Consider the following 19,089-nt stretch of genomic DNA (forward strand, 5'->3'; position numbering starts at 1 on the left):
TGCGCGACTGCCCTGTCGCGACGCGCCTCAATCACACAGCGATTTCAGCCGGTAGAGGGCGTCCAGCGCCTCCCGCGGGCTCAGCTCGTCGGGATTCAGCCGATCCAGCGCCTCCAGGACGGGGGAGGGAGGGGCCGGCTCGGATGCCGGCCCGGACTCCGGGGCGAACAGGGAGAGCTGGCTGGTGTGCTGGTCGGTGTGGCGCTGGGCCGCCAGCTCCAGTTCCCGCAGCCGCTGCCCGGCCCGTTTGATGATCGGGCGCGGGACCCCGGCCAGGGCCGCCACCTGCAGGCCGTAACTCTGATTGGCCGGGCCTTCCCGTACCGCATGCAGGAAGACGATGGAGTCGCCGTGCTCTACCGCGTCCAGGTGCACGTTGGCGATCCCCGGGTACTCCTCCGGCAGGGTGGTCAGCTCGAAATAGTGGGTGGCGAACAGGGTGAAGGCGCGGATCCGGGTGGCCAGCTCCACGGCGCAGGCCCAGGCCAGGGAGAGGCCGTCGAAGGTGCTGGTGCCGCGGCCGATCTCGTCCATCAGCACCAGGCTCTGCTCGCTGGCGTTGTGCAGGATGTTGGCGGTCTCCTCCATCTCCACCATGAAGGTGGAGCGGCCGCCGGCCAGGTCGTCGGAGGCGCCGATGCGCGAGAAGATGCGGTCCACCGGGCCGATCCGCGCCGCCGCCGCGGGCACGAAGCTGCCGGCGTAGGCGAGCAGCACGATCAGCGCGGTCTGGCGCATGTAGGTGGACTTGCCGCCCATGTTGGGGCCGGTGATGATGAGGATGCGCCGCTGGTTGTCGAAGTCGACGCTGTTGGCGACAAAGGGGGCGTCGCTCACCTGCTCCACCACCGGGTGGCGGCCCTCCTCGATGCGGATACCCGGGGTCTCGTCCAGCTGTGGTGGACTGAGCCGCAGGCTCTCGGCCCGTTCCGCGAGGTTGCCGAGCACATCCAGTGCCGCCAGCGCGGCGGCACACTGCTGCAGCGGGGCGATGACCGCCTGCAGGGTCTCCAGCAGCGCCTCGTAGAGCAGCTTCTCCCGCGCCAGGGCGCGCTCCCGCGCCGACAGCACCCGGTCCTCGAACTTCTTCAGCTCCGGGGTGATGAAGCGCTCGCTGCCCTTGAGGGTCTGGCGCCTCACATAGTCGTCTGGGACCTCCTCGGACTTGCTGCGGCTGATCTCGATGTAGTAGCCGTGCACCCGGTTGTAGCTCACCTTCAGGTTGGCGATGCCGGTGCGCGCCCGCTCCCGGCTCTCCAGGTCGAGCAGGAACTGGTCGGCGTTCTGGGACAGATCGCGCAGCTCGTCCAGTTCCCCGTCGTAGCCCTCGGCCAGTACCCCGCCGTCGCGGATCAGCATCGGCGGCTGCTCGATGACGGCGCGCCGCAGCAGCCCGACGGTGTCGGGATGGGTGCCGCACTCGCCGGCCAGCCGTTGCAACAGCGGGGCGTCCAGACTGGCCAACAGGGATTGCAGGGCCGGCAGCTGGGCCAGGGAGTCGCGCAGCGTGGCCAGGTCGCGCGGCCTGGCGCTCTTCAGCGCCACCCGGGCGAGGATACGCTCGATATCGCCGATGCCCTGCAGGCACTCGCGCAGGGCGGGAAACTCCTGCTGTTGCAACAGCAGGCCGATGGCGTCGTGGCGCTCCCGCACCTGGCCGATGTCACGCAGCGGGCGGTTGATCCAGCGCCGCAGCAGGCGGCTGCCCATGGGCGTGGCGGTGCGGTCCAGGATGCCCGCCAGGGTATGCTGATTCTGGCCGCTGAGGCTGTGGTCCAGCTCCAGGTTGCGCCGGGTGGCGGCGTCGATGATGATCGCCTCCTCGCGCCGCTCCACCGAGAGCCCGCGCAGGTGGGGCAGGGCGCTCTGCTGGGTATCCTTGACATACTGCAGCAGGCAGCCGGCGGCGCCGATCGCCAGCGGCAGGTCGGCGCAGCCGAAGCCGCCCAGGTCGCGGGTGCCGAACTGGCGCGTCAGCAGCCGTTCCGCGCTCTCCCGGTCGAAGTGCCAGGCGGGGCGACGGGTGGTGCCGTGCTTGGTGCCGCCTGGGGCGCTGACCCCCCCGGGCAGGGCATAATCCTCCATCAGCAGCAGCTCCGTCGGATGCAGCCGCTCCAGTTCGCCGGCCAGCGCCTCGGCCCCCCGCAACTGCTGCACCACGAAGCGGCCGCTGCTCAGATCGAGGATGGCTAGACCGAAGTGGTCGCCCTGCTGGACCAGGGCGGCCAGCAGGTTGTCGCGGCGCTCCTCCAGCAGGGCGTCGTCGGTCACGGTGCCGGGGGTGACGATGCGTTGTACCTTGCGCTCCACCGGCCCCTTGCTGGTGGCCGGATCGCCTACCTGCTCGCAGATCGCCACCGACTCGCCCTGTTTGACCAGCTTGGCCAGATAGCCCTCGGCGGCGTGGTAGGGGATGCCGGCCATCGGGATCGGCTGGCCCGCCGACTGGCCGCGTTTGGTCAGGGTGATGTTGAGCAGCCGCGCAGCCCGCTCCGCGTCGCCATAGAAGAGTTCATAGAAATCCCCCATGCGATAGAACACCAGCATGTCCGGGTAGTCGGCCTTGATGCGCAGGTACTGCTGCATCATTGGGGTATGTTGCTCGTTTTTTCCTAATGAACTCATGCCGTTACGCTGCTCTACTTATTGATTACTAAGTATTTATCGTTTTTTCGTCGTCTCTTACAGTCTCATTGAGTCTCACGAAATATCATCCAATCTCACGAAAAAGTGTAGGTTGAAGTGTAGGTTGTTCTGGTGTAGGTTTTGTGAAAGGTGACAACCTACACTTTTTCCGTTGCGTCGGACAAACTGACATCAATTCAAGAGGATGCCAATGGCAACAGTACAGGGTACCAAACCCTTGTCTTCCAGGACAGTGGAGACGATGAAATCGGGCGATAAGGACAAGGCTGACACCGGTGAAAACACGGGTTTGCGAGTGGCGTGCGGTGCCTCTGGAGTGAAAACATTTTTCTATCGCTATACCAGCCCGATCACCTCAAAGCTCGTTCAGGTGAAAATCGGCAACTTCCCGGAGACCTCCCTGGCCGAAGCGAGACTGAAACTCCAAGAGCTAAAACAAATTCGTCGTCAGGGTCGTTGCCCGGGTACCGAAGCAAGGGAACTGCAAAAGCAGGAAAAAGAGCAGGAAAAAGAGCTGGCGGAGTCAGTTGAGGAGTCCTTCACCGTGGAGAAGCTCGTAGAACTCTACCTGACCCAGTATATCGAAGACCGGAAATCTCCAAGCGGAAAGGTCATCGCCGGCGCACGAAAACCGAAAGGTCAGTCTGAGACGCGCAGAACCCTCTATGGCGATGTGATTCCCAAGTTGGGGGAGATGGCGGCAAATGCTGTCACGCGAAAGGCTGTGGTGGATATGATCATGGCAATTGTTCAACGTGGGGCAAATGTTCAAGCAGGAAATGTACTGAGAGAGCTTTCCGCCGCCTACGAGTTTGCGATTGGTCTGGGCTATTTTTCCGATGAGTTTGCAAATCCGGCAATTCTCGCCAAATCAAGCCTCAGACAGGCCAAGGTGAAACTTACCCATCAACGAGGAAAAAGAGTCCTCTCTGATACCGAGTTGGCGACGTTGCTGAAATGGTTGCCTGGCTCCGATTACACCGCAACACAAAAGAATGTACTTCGATTCACCCTCTGGACAGGGTGTCGTACCGGAGAGGTCTGCAATGCGGCCTGGAAGGACATCGACTTGAAGAAACGGACATTCCACATAAGGGAGAGCAAGACGGAGGTCGAGCGCTATGTGCAATTGCCCCACCAAGCGGTGGAATTCTTAAAAACACTTCGCCTGACCACTGGAGACTACCCGTTTCCATCCCAGAAAACGCGGCTGCCTATCCAGCAAAAGCAGCTAACCGAGCAGGCCTGGCGGATGAGAATAAGCAACAAGATGGTAGATCTTCCGGCCTGGACACCTCATGATCTGCGCAGAAGCGTCAGGACCGGCTTGTCACGCCTGCAATGCCCTAACGAAGTGGCCGAAGCGGTATTGGGGCATTCACGTAAGGGGATTGAAGGGACCTACGATTTGCACCGGTACGAGGCGGAGTGTAGGCAGTGGTTACAGAAGTGGGCGGATCATCTGGACTCGCTCATTGGAACGGGTTGAGGCTGCACCCGCTTCTATTCAATTACCACTTTCGCAATCATTTTCGCATCGATTTCCAGTCGCTCAGCCTGTTGCAGGGCCAGGTCCAAGATATTCTGCAGCATGGCGCGCTCTTCCTCAATGTAATTGGGCAGAGACAGTAATGTCGGCAGCTGGATTCTGAGCGCTTTGATCATCCGGTTCATCTCACGCACCAGAAGGCGGCGTTCTATGCCACAGCGGTCGGAAAAGTCTGCCCAATCGAAGGCACGGACTTTAGTCATATCGAACTCGTCTCCGATGGCCATGGCAAATTCGTGTTCGATATCCGGGTAGATACACACCGAAACCAGGTCGTAAGCAGGGGCGAGGCGCAGGCCGCCCGGCTCGACCAGAAACGAGATATTTTTGCCATGGGCATCACTATTGCCGATCAGGTATTGCAGGATCGCCCAACGGATCAGCGCCATGCGCGTGGCCGCTTGAGACTGGGTGATCGAAGCGATGGAGAAGAGCCTCTCGAAACTGACGCCGTCCCGAATATTGGCGACATCACGCCCACTGCCGAAATTGCGTTCATACTTGTGGTTGACGCTGAGATTGAGCACTTGGCAGCTATCCACCGCATGTAAACGCTCGACATGGCGGTTGTGTTTGATGCGGTCGAAGCGTTTGACCATCAGTACCGGCTCCGGTGCTCGTAGAATCTCTACCTCGGCCGAGGGTATACCGAGCGCGGCAGCCAGCTTCAGGCAAAAGTGCTCATTGGCCACCAGCCTGGAGAGCTTTGGGTTCATCGGCTCCGGTTTGAGGATATGCGTCGAAGCCAGCAGGCCTTCCACCAGGAACAGCTTTCCTTCCTCATCAACATAGACCGCCAGTTTATCCTGGTAACCGGCGATGGACATGCGTACCCGGCCGTCCCATACATTGAAGGGACGATTGGCCCGGTCATGGATGCGCTCGGAGAGCTCTTCAAAGGCGACTTCACGCACGATCGGTTCAAGCCGGGCCGGCAGGGTGCCTTCAGGCAACAGGGCAAGCGCACCTGTACTCTCCTGACCCAGCCAGCGCAGCAGACCAAACAGGTTGCCTTTTGAGACCGTGTGCGCTGCAGCCGCATCCTCCAGGGCTTTGCCCTCGGGCAGCAGATTCTCAAAGAAGCGGCGTACGTTGACCGAGTGCAGTTCATCGGTTTGGTTGTCCGGACGCCGAAACGGGAGGGCGGGGGAGATTGGATAAGCGCCGCTATTCGTCATCCAGGTCTGTTCGTATTCAAACGAGAAGCGCCCGGTATCGTCGTGATAGCTCAGGGTGCCAACCTGTTGTTCACCAATCCAGGCCGAAAGGCTGTGGGTTGTCATAATGACTGACTCTTGATGGCGGCAATTGCCTGGGGTTGCGCCGATTTTGGTACCGCCAGCAGGGTGAGCCCCAGTTGCCGTGCAACCGCCAGGGCCTTGTCCAGGCCGACGGAACGGTTGCCATTTTCAAGATCCGAGAGCAGCTGAACCGAAACTCCGCACAGTGCAGCGGCATCATCGATGCGCAGTTGTTGTTGCGTGCGCAGGCTCCGTACAAACGCGCCAAACGCCTCAACCGAGTCGACGACTGGGGAGGCGGGTAGGGGTAAGGGCGTAATTTTTCTGGCCATAAAGTTTCTCCAATAAAAGAAACTATAGGTCGATGCTGGGCAATAAGTCAATAGTTACTTAAAAATAAGAAATATATGTTGCGTGGTGGGTAATGCGCAGTATATTTATTAATTATGAGAAACAAATGTGGCCGAAGCGGGTTATAGGCGATGAATGGAGGTTATTGTCCCAAGTTAACTCCAGCAGCTAATTGGAAGGGGGGAATCGCTCAATCAATTGGCCAGGGTCTGCCGCTTCTCAATGAGAATTTTTACCACGGCTTGAAGTTCCTCTATTGTTTTTCCCGAGGCGAATGCATTTAACATCGTATCCACTTCATGGGCCAGCCACCCGACAGAACGATTGCCAAGGGAAACCCCGGGAGGGAACAAGCCTTCACTGATTCGACGATAGAGGGTCGCGTGGCTCATCCCGGTTCGATTTAACACCGCCGGCTTTCTTTCGATTCGGATGGTGTGATGCTCAGGCATACGCGATGAATGCCCAAAGTGGGGGTTGGTGTGCGATTGTCGGTTGCCTCATGAGTTCACGTGCTCCACCGTGCTTTGATACGCAGTTCATACTAACGGTGGGTCGTGCGAGAAAAACCTGGGAAAGCGGGCAGACAGGTGTGGGCTTTCGTCATTGAAAGCGCGCCGGTGTGTGTCGATGAGCGGCGGTGATTACAGATACTTCTTGAAGTACGCCACGCTCACCCGTACGGCGATGCCGAAGACGAGCACGAACGGCGGGGTCACCCAGCGCGGGTCCAGCGGCACGGGCGGTACCAGGTAGACCAGCCACAGGGCCAGTATCGACAGCGCCAGGCCGCGCTTGGTGCGGTGGTAGATGAAGCCGGACTCGCGGCCGGCGCCGGTGCGGCGCAGGTACCAGGTGATGATGCCGTCGGCGGCCGCGGCGATGGCGGTGACGAGGAAGATCGGCAGGGTGAGGAGCAGCACGCCCAGGCGCAGGGCGAAGAGCTGCAGGCCGGTGGCGGCCGTCTCCAGGAAGACCCAGTTGCCCAGAACAAAGCGGCGCATGGTCTCGTTGAGGGGCGAGAGCGGCGTCGGGTCCACCGCGCGGCGCATGAATTCGTCCATCCCGGTCCAGACGAAGACCACTTCGTAGATGCCGTCGGCCAGGGCGAGGATGATCGCCCAGGAGCGCTCATCGGCCAGCCGGCCGATCAGCTCCGCCTCGGCCGTGAGGTTGGCCTTGAATGCGGCCACGCCCCGCGCCTCGCCCGGATAGGGCCAGAGCACGTAGAGCATGTCCACGCACAGCACCAGCAGGCAGACGATGAAGAACCACTTCAGCGTCCAGAGCACCCCGGTCAGCCGCCGGCCGTTCATGGTTGCTCCCCACGGCAACGCTCCACCCAGGCCCCGATCTCGTCCATGTCCCGCGGCAGCAGGGGATCGTCCCCGGCCAGCGGCAGCCGCAGCTTGTAGAGCCGCCCCCCGTCGAGCAGCCCGAAGGCCTGTCCCTTGGGCAGTTGCACCAGGTCAGCCGGGGTGAGCATCTCGGTCTCCACCTCGGTCAGCCGGTCGGCGTTCTGCGCAACGAAGTCCACCGGCGTGTCCGGATCGTTGTTGTCGGTGGTGCGCGACTCGGCCACCTTGGTGTAGACCCGCACCTTGGGCAGCTGGTCGGTGAGGAGGGCGGCGGTCTCCTCGTTCTTCACCCGCAGCATGATGAGCGTATTGAGGTTGCCGCTCACCTGGCCCGCCTTGGCGCGGTCGCCGATCCCGGCCTCGATGTCCGAGGCGGTCTGGGTGTAGGCGGTGACCTGGACCCCGGCGCCGCCCGCCTTGTTGAGCAACGGAATGAACTCGTCGCCGATCAGCTCGTTGAATTCGTCGGCGTGGATGGCGATCCGTCCCTGGCGGTGCCCGGCCACCTCGGGCAGGCCCAGGGTGTCGCCGTGCTTGTAGAGCTGGCCGGCGATGGAGGTCAGGTCCGCGAACATGGAGTTGCCCACCGCCCCGGCGACCTCGGCGTCCGACAGTGCATCCAGGCCCACATAGACGATGCCCTGCTGGCGGATCACCCGCATCCAGTCGAGGATGGGACGGGGATCGCGGGTGTCGGCGTAGTCGGGTGCCAGCAGCTCGCCGCTCTTGCCGCTGGTCAGCTTCTCCAGCAGCGGCAGCAGGCTCGCGGTGAGCTTGTCGAAATAGGTCTTGTCGTACTCGAAGGCCGAGCGCAGGCCGTCGGCGACGGGATCGTAGAGGTTGCGCTCCTTGGCGAACTTCACCAGCGCCACCCCGTGCGGGTCCCGGCCGCGCAGCGCAAAGGGCAGCTTCTTGTCGTCGATGTTGGCCTCGATGGTCTGCACCCCGGCTCGCCACTCGCCGGGCAGTTCGCTCTCAAGCCACAGGTGGTAGTAGTCCACCAGCAGCGGCTCGATGTTGGTGACGTAGCGGGCGATGGCGGCGTAGTCCGGCTTGCGGCCCAGCCCCACCAGCGCCCGGGCGACGATGTTGGTGAAGCGCCAGGCGAACTCGCGGAAGGCCGCCGAGTTGCCCTGGGAGGGGAGCTGCGAGGCGATGCGGGTGGCCACCTCGGTGATGCGGCCGAACTCGCCCACCGGGTTGTAGCGCTCCGAAAGTTCCGGGAACCCCAGATGGAAGATGTGAAACTCATCCAGCCGCCCGGCACGTCGGGCCTCGGCGAACATGCGCCGCAACAGATCGATGTCGCCCTTGGGGTCGAAGACGATCACCGTCTCGCCGCGGCGGATGTCCTGGCTCACCAGCAGTTCCCCCAGGCGGGTCTTGCCCACCCGGGTGGTGCCCAGCACCAGGGTGTGGCCAACCCGATCGGCGAGGTCCATCCAAATCGGGCGCTCGTCCTCCAGGCCAACGCCGTGCAGGGCCGGATCGCCGCCCAGGGGCGGCAGGGGGCGCAGCGGATTCCACCCGGAGTCCAAGCGGGTGAGCCGGGTCACCCAGCCGAGCAACAAAGAGTGCTCGAAGCGCAGCTCGAACGCCCGGGCGGCCCGGTAGAACACCCCCGGTTCCAGCCAGCGCCGGGCCTGGGGCGAGCGCGCCTCCACCAGCCGCTGGCTGTGGCGCTGGTCCCAGGCGAAACCCCGGCCGAGGAACAGCTTGTGGCGCGAGAGGGGGATGCGTTGCCCGTTCAGCACGTAGCGCGGCAGGCGGCGCAGTTGCCGCCGGTAGCGGATGATCACGCAGCCCTGCCACAGGCGCAGCAGGCCCAGCGCCCCGAGCCCCGCCGCGGCGATCCGGGCCAGGCCCGGCAGCAGCGGAAAGAACGGCACGGGGTCGTGGAGCAGTACCCCGGCCAGGCCGAGGAGCACGGTGGCCGGGATGAACTCGATGACGGGGCGCAGCCGGTTGTCGAAGGTCGGTCCCACCGGCTCACTCCTTGCGCGACAGGTGGGGGTTGGGCGGCGGCAGCCGCAGGCCGAGGGCCTGCTGCGGCTCCGGGATCAGGATGCCGTTGATGCGGCTCTGCTTGCGCTCGCCCTTGATCAGATAGACCCAGATGTTGGTGGCCTGCGGGGTGCGCTGATGCAGCTTGAGCTTCTGGAACCGCTTCTGCGCCAGGCTCCAGTTCTCGCGATCGAAGTCCTTGAAGATGCCGGGGCTCACCAGCAGGAGGCCTTCGGGAACCGTATGGATGCGGGCATGCACCGTGTTGATGGCGAGTGTGCCGGACGCGAGGCCCTCCCTGAGCCAGACCAGAAAGCGCCGGCCGGGATCGTCATCGTCCGCCAGCGTATCGGTTTCCTGCGACCAGGAAATAGGGTCACCCCCGGCAGCCATGGGCGGCGCATGCCCGGGCGCCGGCGATGGCGAATCCGCGGCGATCACCGGACTGTCGCCGACACCTTCTGTATAGGGATCGCGTTCGTTGGTGGTCTCCATACGTTGGTCTTGCGGCGTGGCCTGCTCCGATGAGTCCTGGCGCTCCTCCTGCACCGTGCGCCCCGGCTTGTCGACAACGGGCGTCACCGTCCCCTCGAACACCGGCGGCCGGGCGTCCGGATCCGGCCAGAGGGTCTGCACGGGAAAGCGCAGCACGGTGAGGTGTTGCGACCAGTCGCCGGTGGTTACCTGCACGGTCCAAACGGCCCGGTCGCCGGTGGGTGTCAGCAGGCCATGCTGTTGCAACTCGTCCATGAGCCGGTCGTTGCGCGTGGGTACACCCTCCTGACCCTCCTGGTTCAGGTGCTCGCGCAGGCTGTCCAACACCCGCTTGCTGACCAGCCACAGATCGTCATCGAGCCGCCAGCCGGCGGCGCCGGGGCGGTTCAGCGGCAGCGCGTCCTGGTCCAACAGGTAGCGCAGGCCGGTGAGCAATCGTGCCGAAAGGGGTTTGCGCCGGGCCGTCGGTATCCTGGTCGGTGCGCCCACGAGATCACTTGCCACCGACAGCCCGTCCGCCTGGTGTACCAGCTCACCGAGGACACCCGCCTGATCGGCATCTCCGCTGATTGCGGCCACCCAGGCCGCGAAGACCTCCGCATCGGAAGCCAGCCAGCTAAGACCCCGCTGGGGCAGAATGAATCGGACCAGCAGGGGCGGCACCTGCTCGTGGAAGCGGTGGCGGCGTTCCCGTACGAACACTACCCGGTACCAATTCCCGTCGAGGGATAGTGGGCCGGCCCAAGGGTCCCACCAGCCGAGTTCCCGCCCCTGCCTGTCATACAAGCGCACCCGCTGGTCCGTCACCGGCTTACCGATGTCGTGGAGCAGGGCGGCCGTGGCCGTGGCATAGGTCCAGAGGTCCTGCCGCGTCGCCAGCTCCTCAGCGGCGGCACCAGAGGGCAGCAATCGGCCGCGGCGCAGCTTCAGGGCCTCACGCACCACCTCCAGTCCATGGGCCAGCATGCCACCGGGACCGGCATGATGATGGGCCTCCGAGGCCGGCAGCTGTTGCACGAAGCCCGCATAGGCCTCGAAGACCGTGGCGTAGAACGCCTCCCAGTGAGCGCGCGGCACCCCGACCAGCTGGCGGATGGCCGCCAGTTGCGAGCGGTGCGGATGGAGCAGGGTAGCGGAGTCCAGCACCGGCAGCGCCCCCTCCACCGGCGGTGCCGGTGGGCGTTTTCGGCCCCAGAGGTTCAGCAGCGCACCCATCGGTCCAGCCATTCCGAGACCTCTTCGGGCCGGGGCCAGGGTGCCCACTCACGCCAGAACTGCACCGCGTTGCCGTGCCGTCGAAGAAAATGCTCAAGGGGTTCCGCGAGGGGATGCCACATCTCACGGGCGGCGGCCGCCCGATACTCGAACAGGGACAGCCGACAGAGCTGGTGGCGCAGGATGGCCGCCTGGCGCGGCAGCGGCGCCGCCATGGCGGTGCGTAATGCGCAGAGAACGGCGACCGATGGGAGATCGTCCGGGCTCTCGATCACCCTTTCCAGGCCACTGAGGTGTTCGAGGATAACCCGGCAGGGCTCGATCCAGGGGCCAAGCCCAGCTTGGTGAATTCGTGAGATGGAGAGAGGATAGGCAGATAGCGTGTTCATATGCCGGCACTGTGCCAACGCCGGCCGGGTCACACCATGTAAAACGTGATTCCTGTTTGGGGTGGGTTTTGCAGCGGCGGACGCACTGCCGTTTGAGTAACCCTTTCAGCGCCGCGCGCCTCTTCCAGCGCGGCGGCCCTTTCGGGTAGGGCCTTTGCCATTACAAACCTCTTCCTTTCAGACCCATTGGGCCTTTGTGTAGCTGCCCTTTCGGCAAAGGGTAAGTCGTTCAGCGCATCGTATGCCCGTGTCTTTGAGTCTCGTCAGCCTTTGTGGGGAGGAAACCCACACCCGCCACAATTGAAGATACGCAATCGAGGTATTGCTGGCCACTGCGAACTCCCCTTGATTCAAGTAAAGAGCGCCGATGCGGCTGGCAAGGTTTTGTGGAAAGCGGTTTCTAGCTGGCTTGGTTGCCGCTTGAGCATGCTCAACCGTTCGTCCTCGCCTACCAAGTGCGATTCGGGCTTCCGGAACAGATTTGCGCCGGTTTCATACCGGCGAGACCACCTTGGTGTCGACCAGAGAGCGGAGATGTTCGTGCAGCAGTCGAGGAACGTGACCTCCCGAAATGAGTACTCCAGCCTCCATATTCTTTTCCATCGCATATCCGGTCAAGTTTGCACTGGTGATGAAACACACCCTACCGTCGGCTACCGCGACTTTGGCATGAACGCGCCCATCGGAGAATGCGTCGGCTTTGTCGCACCAAGCGTAGATCTGGGCGGAGGGTACCAATGCTCTCATCTTGCCTATCGCGTCGAAGGTGATGTTGCCGCCGTGGTCCTGAGACGACTCCAGCAGCATCGAGATGGTCACACCCCGATTGCTCGCGGCGCTCAAAGCCTTGACGATGGTGGAGACGTCATAGGCGACGAAGCTGGTGATGAATAGCGTATGTTCAGCGGCGTTGATGACCTGCAGTAGCGCCTGCTCGGTTCGTCGAGCCGAGACGAAGGGTGTCGTCGGTCCCGTCCACACGAGTTCGGTGGATTGTTGATTCGTAGCCTTGGTGGAAACATGGCCGGCGGCGAGCAGCATCGATGCAAGCTCATCGGCGCTGACCTCACTGGCTCGCCAAGCATCGATGAGCTGATCCACAACCTCAGCAGCAACGGGGGTGCTGACCACACCCGACAGCGCACCGGCTGCTTTGCTGGCATCGGTCCGACGAGTCCGGCTGGCTATGGCCTGGACCTTCTCTGGAGAGACCAGACAGACCACGGCTGCGACGGCGTCCAAGAGCCTCTCCATGTCACATGCCCTTGAAGAAAGCCGCGTCGATGCGTTCCAGGGTCGGAACCAGCAATGACCGATCCAAGTAACGATTGCCACGTTCGCAGGACGTCTCGGCCACAAGGCTACAAGCGTGGCAAGCCGCAGCATGAAGTGAGCGATCTTTCTCGGGATCGTGCTCGGAGCAAAGCGGGTCGGATGAGCAGATCTTCGAGCGGTTCAAGGCCTGTTCCAGCAGCCGCCCGAGGTTCTCCGGTTTGCCGAGATCGACGAGGCCGCCCAGTGTTCCGTCAGAGTCCGCTGCTGCGGTGTAGATGAGGATGCCGGCCTGCGGACTATCGCCTGAAGTGTCGGCATAGATCCGTTCGCGGATACTCGCGGCGTTGTAGCCGCACTCCAGCGCCAGCTCACGGATCAGCAGGTGTGAGAGCGTATGAAGCATGGCGTAGCGAATTCCGGGGTAGCCCTCATCCGGGTCGAGATGACGTGCGTTGCGCCACCCCCTGTGGCCACCTCGGAGCATCTGATCGACCTTATTCACCGCCGGTAGCGCCTCCCACACCACGAGCGCCTGTTCGTCGAACTGGATGAAGATGCCCTCGCCATGGACTTGGTTCGCGGGAACCCAATCCGGCTTGCTTCGCGAGAGGTTGGCCATCTGCGGCCGCTCGTTCGGGTCACCCGTTTCTTCGGGCGCCTCCACCCGAGTGAAGCCCAGCAAGGCATTGACCTCGCGCAGTCGCTCCAGGAGCAACACTCTGCTGATGTGCTTTGCAAAGGCCGGCGGCGTGCCGACCTTCTTGCTCATGAAGTGTGGGTAGTCTGTAGGCGGATCGGCCTCCGTAAGCACGTCCCACTCTGGACCCTTGATATCGGCCTCACCCACGACCTCCTGTCCGCAACCGGTGCGGTGCACCTCGATGGCTGACCAGATCGACGCCGCGGGATATTTGTCGATCCCTGGCAGCGCGCCGGTCTTCTTCAAGGTCTTCACCGTCAACGACACTTCGGCTTCGGATTCCAGCTCTTCGAAGAACTCCCAGCCATCTTGAACCAGCTGACTGAGCGGGTCCTTGCTCTGGGGAATCGCGAGCGCCGAGAGTGTGATCGGGAACCAGCTATTCGTGGCGCCCAGCAAAACGGCACGCGCCTCCTCGTCGCATTCATGGTCGAAGTGATCAAGGTGCGGGTGGCGTCCACGGCAGGCGGGTAGATTCTCTTTCCCCGCCTTGCCGAAGGCGTGGGCCATGCTTCTCGATGCCCCACACGCATCACACTTCACCCACAGGTTTTCGGTTTGCAGCGAGGCGCCGCTCTCGAAGAAGCGCAGCGTGCCCTTGCATGAACTGTTGCCACCGTGGACGAAATAGTGCCAAGGGAAGTCGTCGAGGTGACCATCGCGGCAGGCTAGCAGGAAGCGCGCCGGCACCGCATCGGCATCCTTCGCGGGTTGATCGCCCTTTGAACCTCGGCAGCCCTTGTGGACGAACCGAGTTCGCTCGGGCCTAAAACGGTTCTCCTTGATCTCGAACAGTCCGGCATCGAAGGGGGATAGCAGGCCGCATTTCACGCAGCGCATCCAGCGCGGGAATGGCCGGACGGGAACGCCGATGTTCGCCTCTGCCGACCAGACGTCGACGAGCTCGCTTTTTTGGAATGGCGGCATCCGCAGGTTCTCGACCTGTGCTCCCAGTACCTTCCGGACGGCGGCCAGCAGCCTGGCTTCCTGGATCGGCTGGCAACGGTCCTTTTCCCAACGGTCGATGCCGAGCGTCACCACGGACAAGCTCGGCAGATCGATCAACGCCCCGGGGCCGTAGGTCCAGAGCAGCTGGCTGGGTCGCACTTCTCCGACTGGGGTTTTGTCATTGATGATCATGTTCAATCCTCATCCTTCGTCGCGGGACGAGGCTTCCAATCGTGGTCGTCCGTGATGTGGCTGGTGTTCATGATCAAGCGCACGCCAGGCTCCACCTCACGCATCGACATGGGCACGGTCCAGTTGTCCCAGGCTTGGATGCCCGGTGACCTGAGCAATGCAACGGTCTTGTCCTTCTCCGGACCGCGCTTCTCATAGGCCAGGATACGGCCGCCTTTGCCCACTTCCTTAGCCCACTCGTCTGCGCGCTCCTTGAGTTCCTGTTTGGCCAGGCTCTTGGTACTGGACAGCTCGCTGACGTTCCAGGCGCGCTTGACCAGCACATCGATAGCATCGGTGATCTCGGTCTGGTCAGATTTGTCCAACTTGCCTGCACCCTCGTTGGGGCTGAACGCATCGTTATCGAGGCGCATCAGGCTGAGCAACGAGCCGGTCAGCCCACGATCCATCGCGCGCGGCGAGAAAGGCGTTACCGATTGCGCTTCGACGTGCTTGTAGAAGGTGGCGTGGTAGTGCTCGAAGGTCTCGTAGTGCGAGAGATCGCGTGGTCGCGCCCACGTGAGCACGGTGCACACCAAGCCGGGGAAGGAACGGCCCACACGACTGGTGGCCTGGATGTACTCGGCCGTGCCCTTGGGTTGGCCATTGACTGCCATCAGCCCCAGTCGATTGACGTCGACACCAACCGACAGCATGTTGGTCGCCAACACTACGTCGATTGCCCGGGTGTCGCCCTCTTGCCACTTGGTCACGTACTTGCCGGCGGCAACGTCGAACTCGGACTTGAACTTCACCTCCAACTGATCGAGGTACTTCGGGATGTCCTGGCTGGAGACTCGAGACGTCAACTCGCGAATGTTGCTGACGCTGCGTTGTGCCAGTGCTGGCCGCTCGACCATGCTCATCTGCACCCGGTAGGAACGCGTCTGCACGTCGTCCTCGGCCAAGCGCTTCATTCCGCCCAGCTCACGCAGCGAGTTGAAGTAGCCGACCATGGTCATGTACGGGTCTGCTGGCTCGCCGAAGCGATCGAACAACTCTTGCGCGGCGGTCAGGAAGGCCGTGTAGACCCGAATCAACATCGCAGGTCGCGAACTCCCCGGGGAGCAGACCCCGAGGTACCGCCGACCCGGCTTGTCCTCGATCGATCGCTGGACTGAAAAGTAGTTGTCCTCTACGTCCAGCCCATGCGGGGGGAACACCGACACGCGCCGCATGAAGACGTTGTTCACCTGCTCGCGGGCCTTTCGCACCGTGGCGGTCGACGCGATGATCTTCGGCTTGACCGTATGCTCGCCAAGTTTCCAGCCGCAAAGCTCATCCACGGCCGTCTCGTACAAGCCGACCATGGTGCCAAGCGGCCCGCTGATCAGGTGGAACTCATCCTGAATGATCAGGTCCGGCGGCCGGATCGGGCTGATGTTCTTGACCTTGGTGGCACCGAGCCCCTTTCCGGCCTGGTGATTGCCATTGCAGTCCGCCCCCTGCCATAGCAGGCCGTGCCGCTCGCATTCCTGGCCCACCCGACCGAATAGCGTGCGCACCTGGCCCCGCCACGCCATCATGGCGAACTTGTCCACCGTGGCGATCATCATGGTCGGGGGGCGGTGGTAGATCTCCTCGTCTACGACCAGCACCGGAATGCCCGCGTGAGGGAGCTTGCTGGACTTGCCCTTCGAGAAGTCGCAACGGCCCCTCTTGTCGCCACAGTAGACGAAGGTGCGCCCACGCCCCTTGTCGACCTCGACGTCGCGCCCAGGGGTGACTTCCGAGCCACACCAGGGGCAACTGGTCAGTTGAGCGGGAGACGCCGCCCCGGCGTTGTACTTGCCGGGGTTGCGGATGTCCTCGATGGCACGATGGCTGTCCTCGGTCGTGCCCGGCGTCACCTTGTTGCCCACCCACAGGCCGATGGTGAAGGGCTCGGTGCCGAGTGACTCGTCGCCCTTGGCCAGCGCCTCGCGTCGCAGCACTTCCATCGCACATATCAGCGCGGTGGCACGTTGGAACTGTTGCAGCGTAAGCAGGCGCAGGGTGTAACGCATGATCACGGCCAGACCACGCGAGCCGTCGTACCCGCCCAGGTTGCCCTGCATGCGCCGAATGGCCATGGTGAAGGCGGCCACACCCAAGTAGGCCTCGGTCTTGCCGCCGCCGGTGGGGAACCACAACAGGTCGGCATAGGCCTCGACCGGTTGCACGCGGTCAGGGTGCGTGGGGTCGGCCAGCGATGGGATCGACAGCAGCAGGAAAGCCAATTGGAACGGGCGCCAGCTGCGGTTCTTCAGCACATCGAACTGCTCGACGGTGACATCCTTGCCGCGCCGGATTTCGAGGGCGTATTGGCTGCGCACGCGCTGCGTGGCCATTGCCTGGTTGGCGAAACGGAAAGCCGCCAGGGCATTCGCGTCGCTCTTCAGCGTATCGATACCCTGCTGCAGGCGAGTGTGGATCTCGTGGCATCGATCCATTGCCTGTTGCGACTGCGCGTCGTAGCCAAGCACGTCGACGCCGACCCGAGCACGCTGCTCATTAATCCACGCGGAGTAATCCTTGGTCAGCAGATTCAGGGCATCGACCAGCGGATCGATATCCAAAGTGGCGAGGCGCTGCATGTCCAGCAGACCACTGCTTACCATCTCCTTCATCGCCGGCCGGTCGGCGGGGTCCAGCCCCGGTGTCTCGGTGACCTGCACCTCGTACTGCGGCATGACTGTGGTACGCACCTCGGTGGCCAGCGTCACGTCATCTGCTGTTTCGGCATGGACGGCAACGCCATGACCGACCGCGAACTCCACCCGGTTACGGTAGATCATCTCCAGCGATTCACGCTCCGGGTCCATGCCATCCGCATCCAGCACGGGGCGGCGCCGGAAAATAGCGCGCTTGGGGGCTTCCGCTTCCGAGCGCACGATCAGCTCCGGCTGGAAAACCCAGGCGGAATCACGATTGGTGTCGGGTTCCTCCTGTGCGTTGACCAGGAACAGCGTCACTAAGCGGTCGCCATTCGCGTTCTTGGCACGCACGGAGCCCTGCACCCGCACTTCGGGATAGGCCTTGTCCGGCGCCTGATGAGGGATCACGCCTTCGCTGAGCGGCAGCACCAGCTTGCCGCCGCAGGGGATGCGTTGCCAGACTTTGGCCTTGGTCTGCTCCTCGGCACCGGTTTCTTTGTTCTTGCGGGTGCGAAAGATTTCGTGCTCGTCACTGCGCTCATAGCGACCCCAGCGCACCTCGATCTCGATCCGTTCGGCATCCCCATCCACACAAAAGGTCATGCCCAGACTGCTCGGCACCAGCGACTGATTGCTGGCAGCGTCGATCTCATCGGCTGCATCCGATTCGGGCTCGACTCGGCCAGTCGCCGTGCCGAATTCCGCACCGGGTTCATGCTGACCGGGCGCCTTGGGGTCGGTGGGCTCCTCGACCTCGTCATTCGCCAGAGGCCCTTCAAGCCCCTCGATGCCACCCTGTGCCGCCTCACGCGGGGCGAGCTTGCCGACCAGGTAGCGATCGCGCACGCCCATATCGACGATGCGTTCGTGAGGGCCGCCAGCAGGGCCGAGCAGATCGTCCATCACCGCCAGTTGCAGTAGTTCGCGGATGTAGGCAAGTTCTTGCTGGTATTGGGGGGAGCGGGCGTCAGAGCCTACCGTCGGCACCTCGGCGATGGTCTTGTGCAGCGCCTTGGGCAGTGCGTCGACGAAATCCGTCCATTGGACGCGACCGACGCTTCCCGAGGCAGGCGGGATGAGCGAAGTGACGGCGATGGAGACTGACTCACTGACCGCAAGCACCCGGTCGAAATAGAGTGTGGTGGTATCGAGATCAGAACGAACCCGCAGCACACGCCCTACACGTGTAATGTCCCCCGCAGCGTTGAGCACCAGAACCCAGTCGTCGTCTGCGATGGCTTGATACAAGGAGCGTTCGCCCTTCAGAGCCAGCGTGTATGGTGCCAGCCTATGATCGGTAGTGAGGCCATGATCAATGGCGATCCAGGCATTCGTCATAATTGCTCCGTGGGCTCGCATCTTGAGCCAATGCTGTACTTCTTGAAAAATGCATCCATGAGCTCGTCGCCACCGTATCTACTCAAAACGTGCAATCGTGCGCTAACTTTTTGTTCTTCCGGCCAAGGAATGTCGGTCCAACCTCTGGGAAATCCGACTGCTTCCTCAACATCCTCAACGGTCCATCCCAGTATTCTCAGTCCCTCGACTGTAAATATCGCCCGCGGGTCGATGTAGGCCCAATAGTCCGCGTAGCATTCCTGCAATATCTCAAGCAAGAGTCGGAAATAGGCTTCCGAAAGAGTTATGACATCCCCCGAAGGAACTTCTTCGAAGTCTGGCGTCGGGGTGAATTCAGTGAACCATTCGAATTTCCCATTTCGACTCCAGCCAGAATGAAAAAATGGGGCGCCGCCGACCTTCTGGAGGTGATTGCGAAGGTCGACAAAGAACCGTGCCAACCTGCTTTCCTTCAGGCGCTTTTGACGTGGTTGATACCACGAGTCGAAATCAGGGTATCCCGACATTACTGCCTGGAGAGAGAACGTGACACTGCGTGCCGCTGATACAAATGCGCTGAATAGAAAGCGCATCTCCTCTATCTCAGCAGAGGTTCCTTTCATTCGGCCAAGAAAGTAGTCGGCTTCTGCGACCTTGTCGGCAACGCAGTGAAAGCCCCTACCTGGGAATTTGAACTTGGTCGATTCGGTCAC

General features: G+C 62.5%; 13 protein-coding genes. 1 reads left to right on the plus strand and 12 read right to left on the minus strand.

Going from position 1 to position 19,089, the window contains the following annotated elements:
• Window positions 1-27: 27 nt before the first annotated feature.
• The gene (gene mutS, locus O9K64_RS00635) at window positions 28-2,625 is read right to left on the minus strand and encodes a DNA mismatch repair protein MutS (RefSeq protein ID WP_275096131.1); all 2,598 of its coding nucleotides are present in this window, start codon (window positions 2,623-2,625) and stop codon (window positions 28-30) included.
• A 211-nt stretch (window positions 2,626-2,836) separates the two neighbouring features.
• Between mutS and O9K64_RS00640 the strand changes: the two genes are divergently transcribed.
• Window positions 2,837-4,135 (plus strand): tyrosine-type recombinase/integrase, encoded by a 1,299-nt coding sequence (locus O9K64_RS00640; RefSeq protein WP_275096132.1) that lies wholly within the window; start codon window positions 2,837-2,839, stop codon window positions 4,133-4,135.
• 14 nt (window positions 4,136-4,149) lie between these two features.
• Here the strand turns inward: O9K64_RS00640 and O9K64_RS00645 are convergent, their stop codons facing one another.
• From O9K64_RS00645 to O9K64_RS00695, 11 genes are all read right to left on the minus strand, one after another.
• Window positions 4,150-5,478, minus strand: coding sequence for a HipA domain-containing protein (locus O9K64_RS00645; protein ID WP_275096133.1), 1,329 nt, complete (start codon window positions 5,476-5,478; stop codon window positions 4,150-4,152).
• On the minus strand, window positions 5,475-5,768 hold the full coding sequence (locus O9K64_RS00650; RefSeq protein WP_275096135.1) for a helix-turn-helix domain-containing protein: 294 nt from the start codon (window positions 5,766-5,768) through the stop codon (window positions 5,475-5,477). Before O9K64_RS00650 ends, O9K64_RS00645 begins: the two co-directional genes overlap by 4 nt.
• A 213-nt stretch (window positions 5,769-5,981) precedes the next feature.
• Window positions 5,982-6,239, minus strand: coding sequence for a helix-turn-helix transcriptional regulator (locus O9K64_RS00655; protein WP_275096136.1), 258 nt, complete (start codon window positions 6,237-6,239; stop codon window positions 5,982-5,984).
• Window positions 6,240-6,431: 192 nt separating this feature from the next.
• Window positions 6,432-7,121, minus strand: a complete 690-nt coding sequence (locus tag O9K64_RS00660; protein ID WP_275096138.1) for a DUF4400 domain-containing protein — start codon at window positions 7,119-7,121, stop codon at window positions 6,432-6,434.
• A complete protein-coding gene (gene traD, locus O9K64_RS00665; protein WP_275096140.1) occupies window positions 7,100-9,130 on the minus strand; it encodes a type IV conjugative transfer system coupling protein TraD in 2,031 nt (676 codons plus the stop codon). Before traD ends, O9K64_RS00660 begins: the two co-directional genes overlap by 22 nt.
• 4 nt (window positions 9,131-9,134) lie before the next feature.
• Complete coding sequence (mobH, locus tag O9K64_RS00670; protein WP_275096141.1) at window positions 9,135-10,871, minus strand: MobH family relaxase; 1,737 nt, start codon at window positions 10,869-10,871, stop codon at window positions 9,135-9,137.
• Window positions 10,844-11,248, minus strand: coding sequence for a hypothetical protein (locus O9K64_RS00675; protein ID WP_275096142.1), 405 nt, complete (start codon window positions 11,246-11,248; stop codon window positions 10,844-10,846). The genes mobH and O9K64_RS00675 overlap by 28 nt, the downstream gene beginning before the upstream one ends.
• Before the next feature lie 492 nt (window positions 11,249-11,740).
• On the minus strand, window positions 11,741-12,490 hold the full coding sequence (gene drmC / locus O9K64_RS00680; protein WP_335342207.1) for a DISARM system phospholipase D-like protein DrmC: 750 nt from the start codon (window positions 12,488-12,490) through the stop codon (window positions 11,741-11,743).
• Between the two features lie 13 nt (window positions 12,491-12,503).
• A complete protein-coding gene (drmB, locus tag O9K64_RS00685) occupies window positions 12,504-14,363 on the minus strand; it encodes a DUF1998 domain-containing protein (RefSeq protein WP_275096144.1) in 1,860 nt (619 codons plus the stop codon).
• Window positions 14,364-14,365: 2 nt separating this feature from the next.
• Window positions 14,366-18,376: a DISARM system helicase DrmA gene (drmA, locus tag O9K64_RS00690; RefSeq protein WP_275096145.1), complete on the minus strand. Its 4,011-nt coding sequence runs from the start codon at window positions 18,374-18,376 to the stop codon at window positions 14,366-14,368.
• On the minus strand, window positions 18,373-19,089 hold the full coding sequence (locus O9K64_RS00695) for a hypothetical protein (RefSeq protein WP_275096146.1): 717 nt from the start codon (window positions 19,087-19,089) through the stop codon (window positions 18,373-18,375). Before O9K64_RS00695 ends, drmA begins: the two co-directional genes overlap by 4 nt.

It is taken from the genome of Sedimenticola hydrogenitrophicus, from assembly GCF_029017505.1.
Lineage (GTDB): Bacteria > Pseudomonadota > Gammaproteobacteria > Chromatiales > Chromatiaceae > Sedimenticola > Sedimenticola hydrogenitrophicus_A.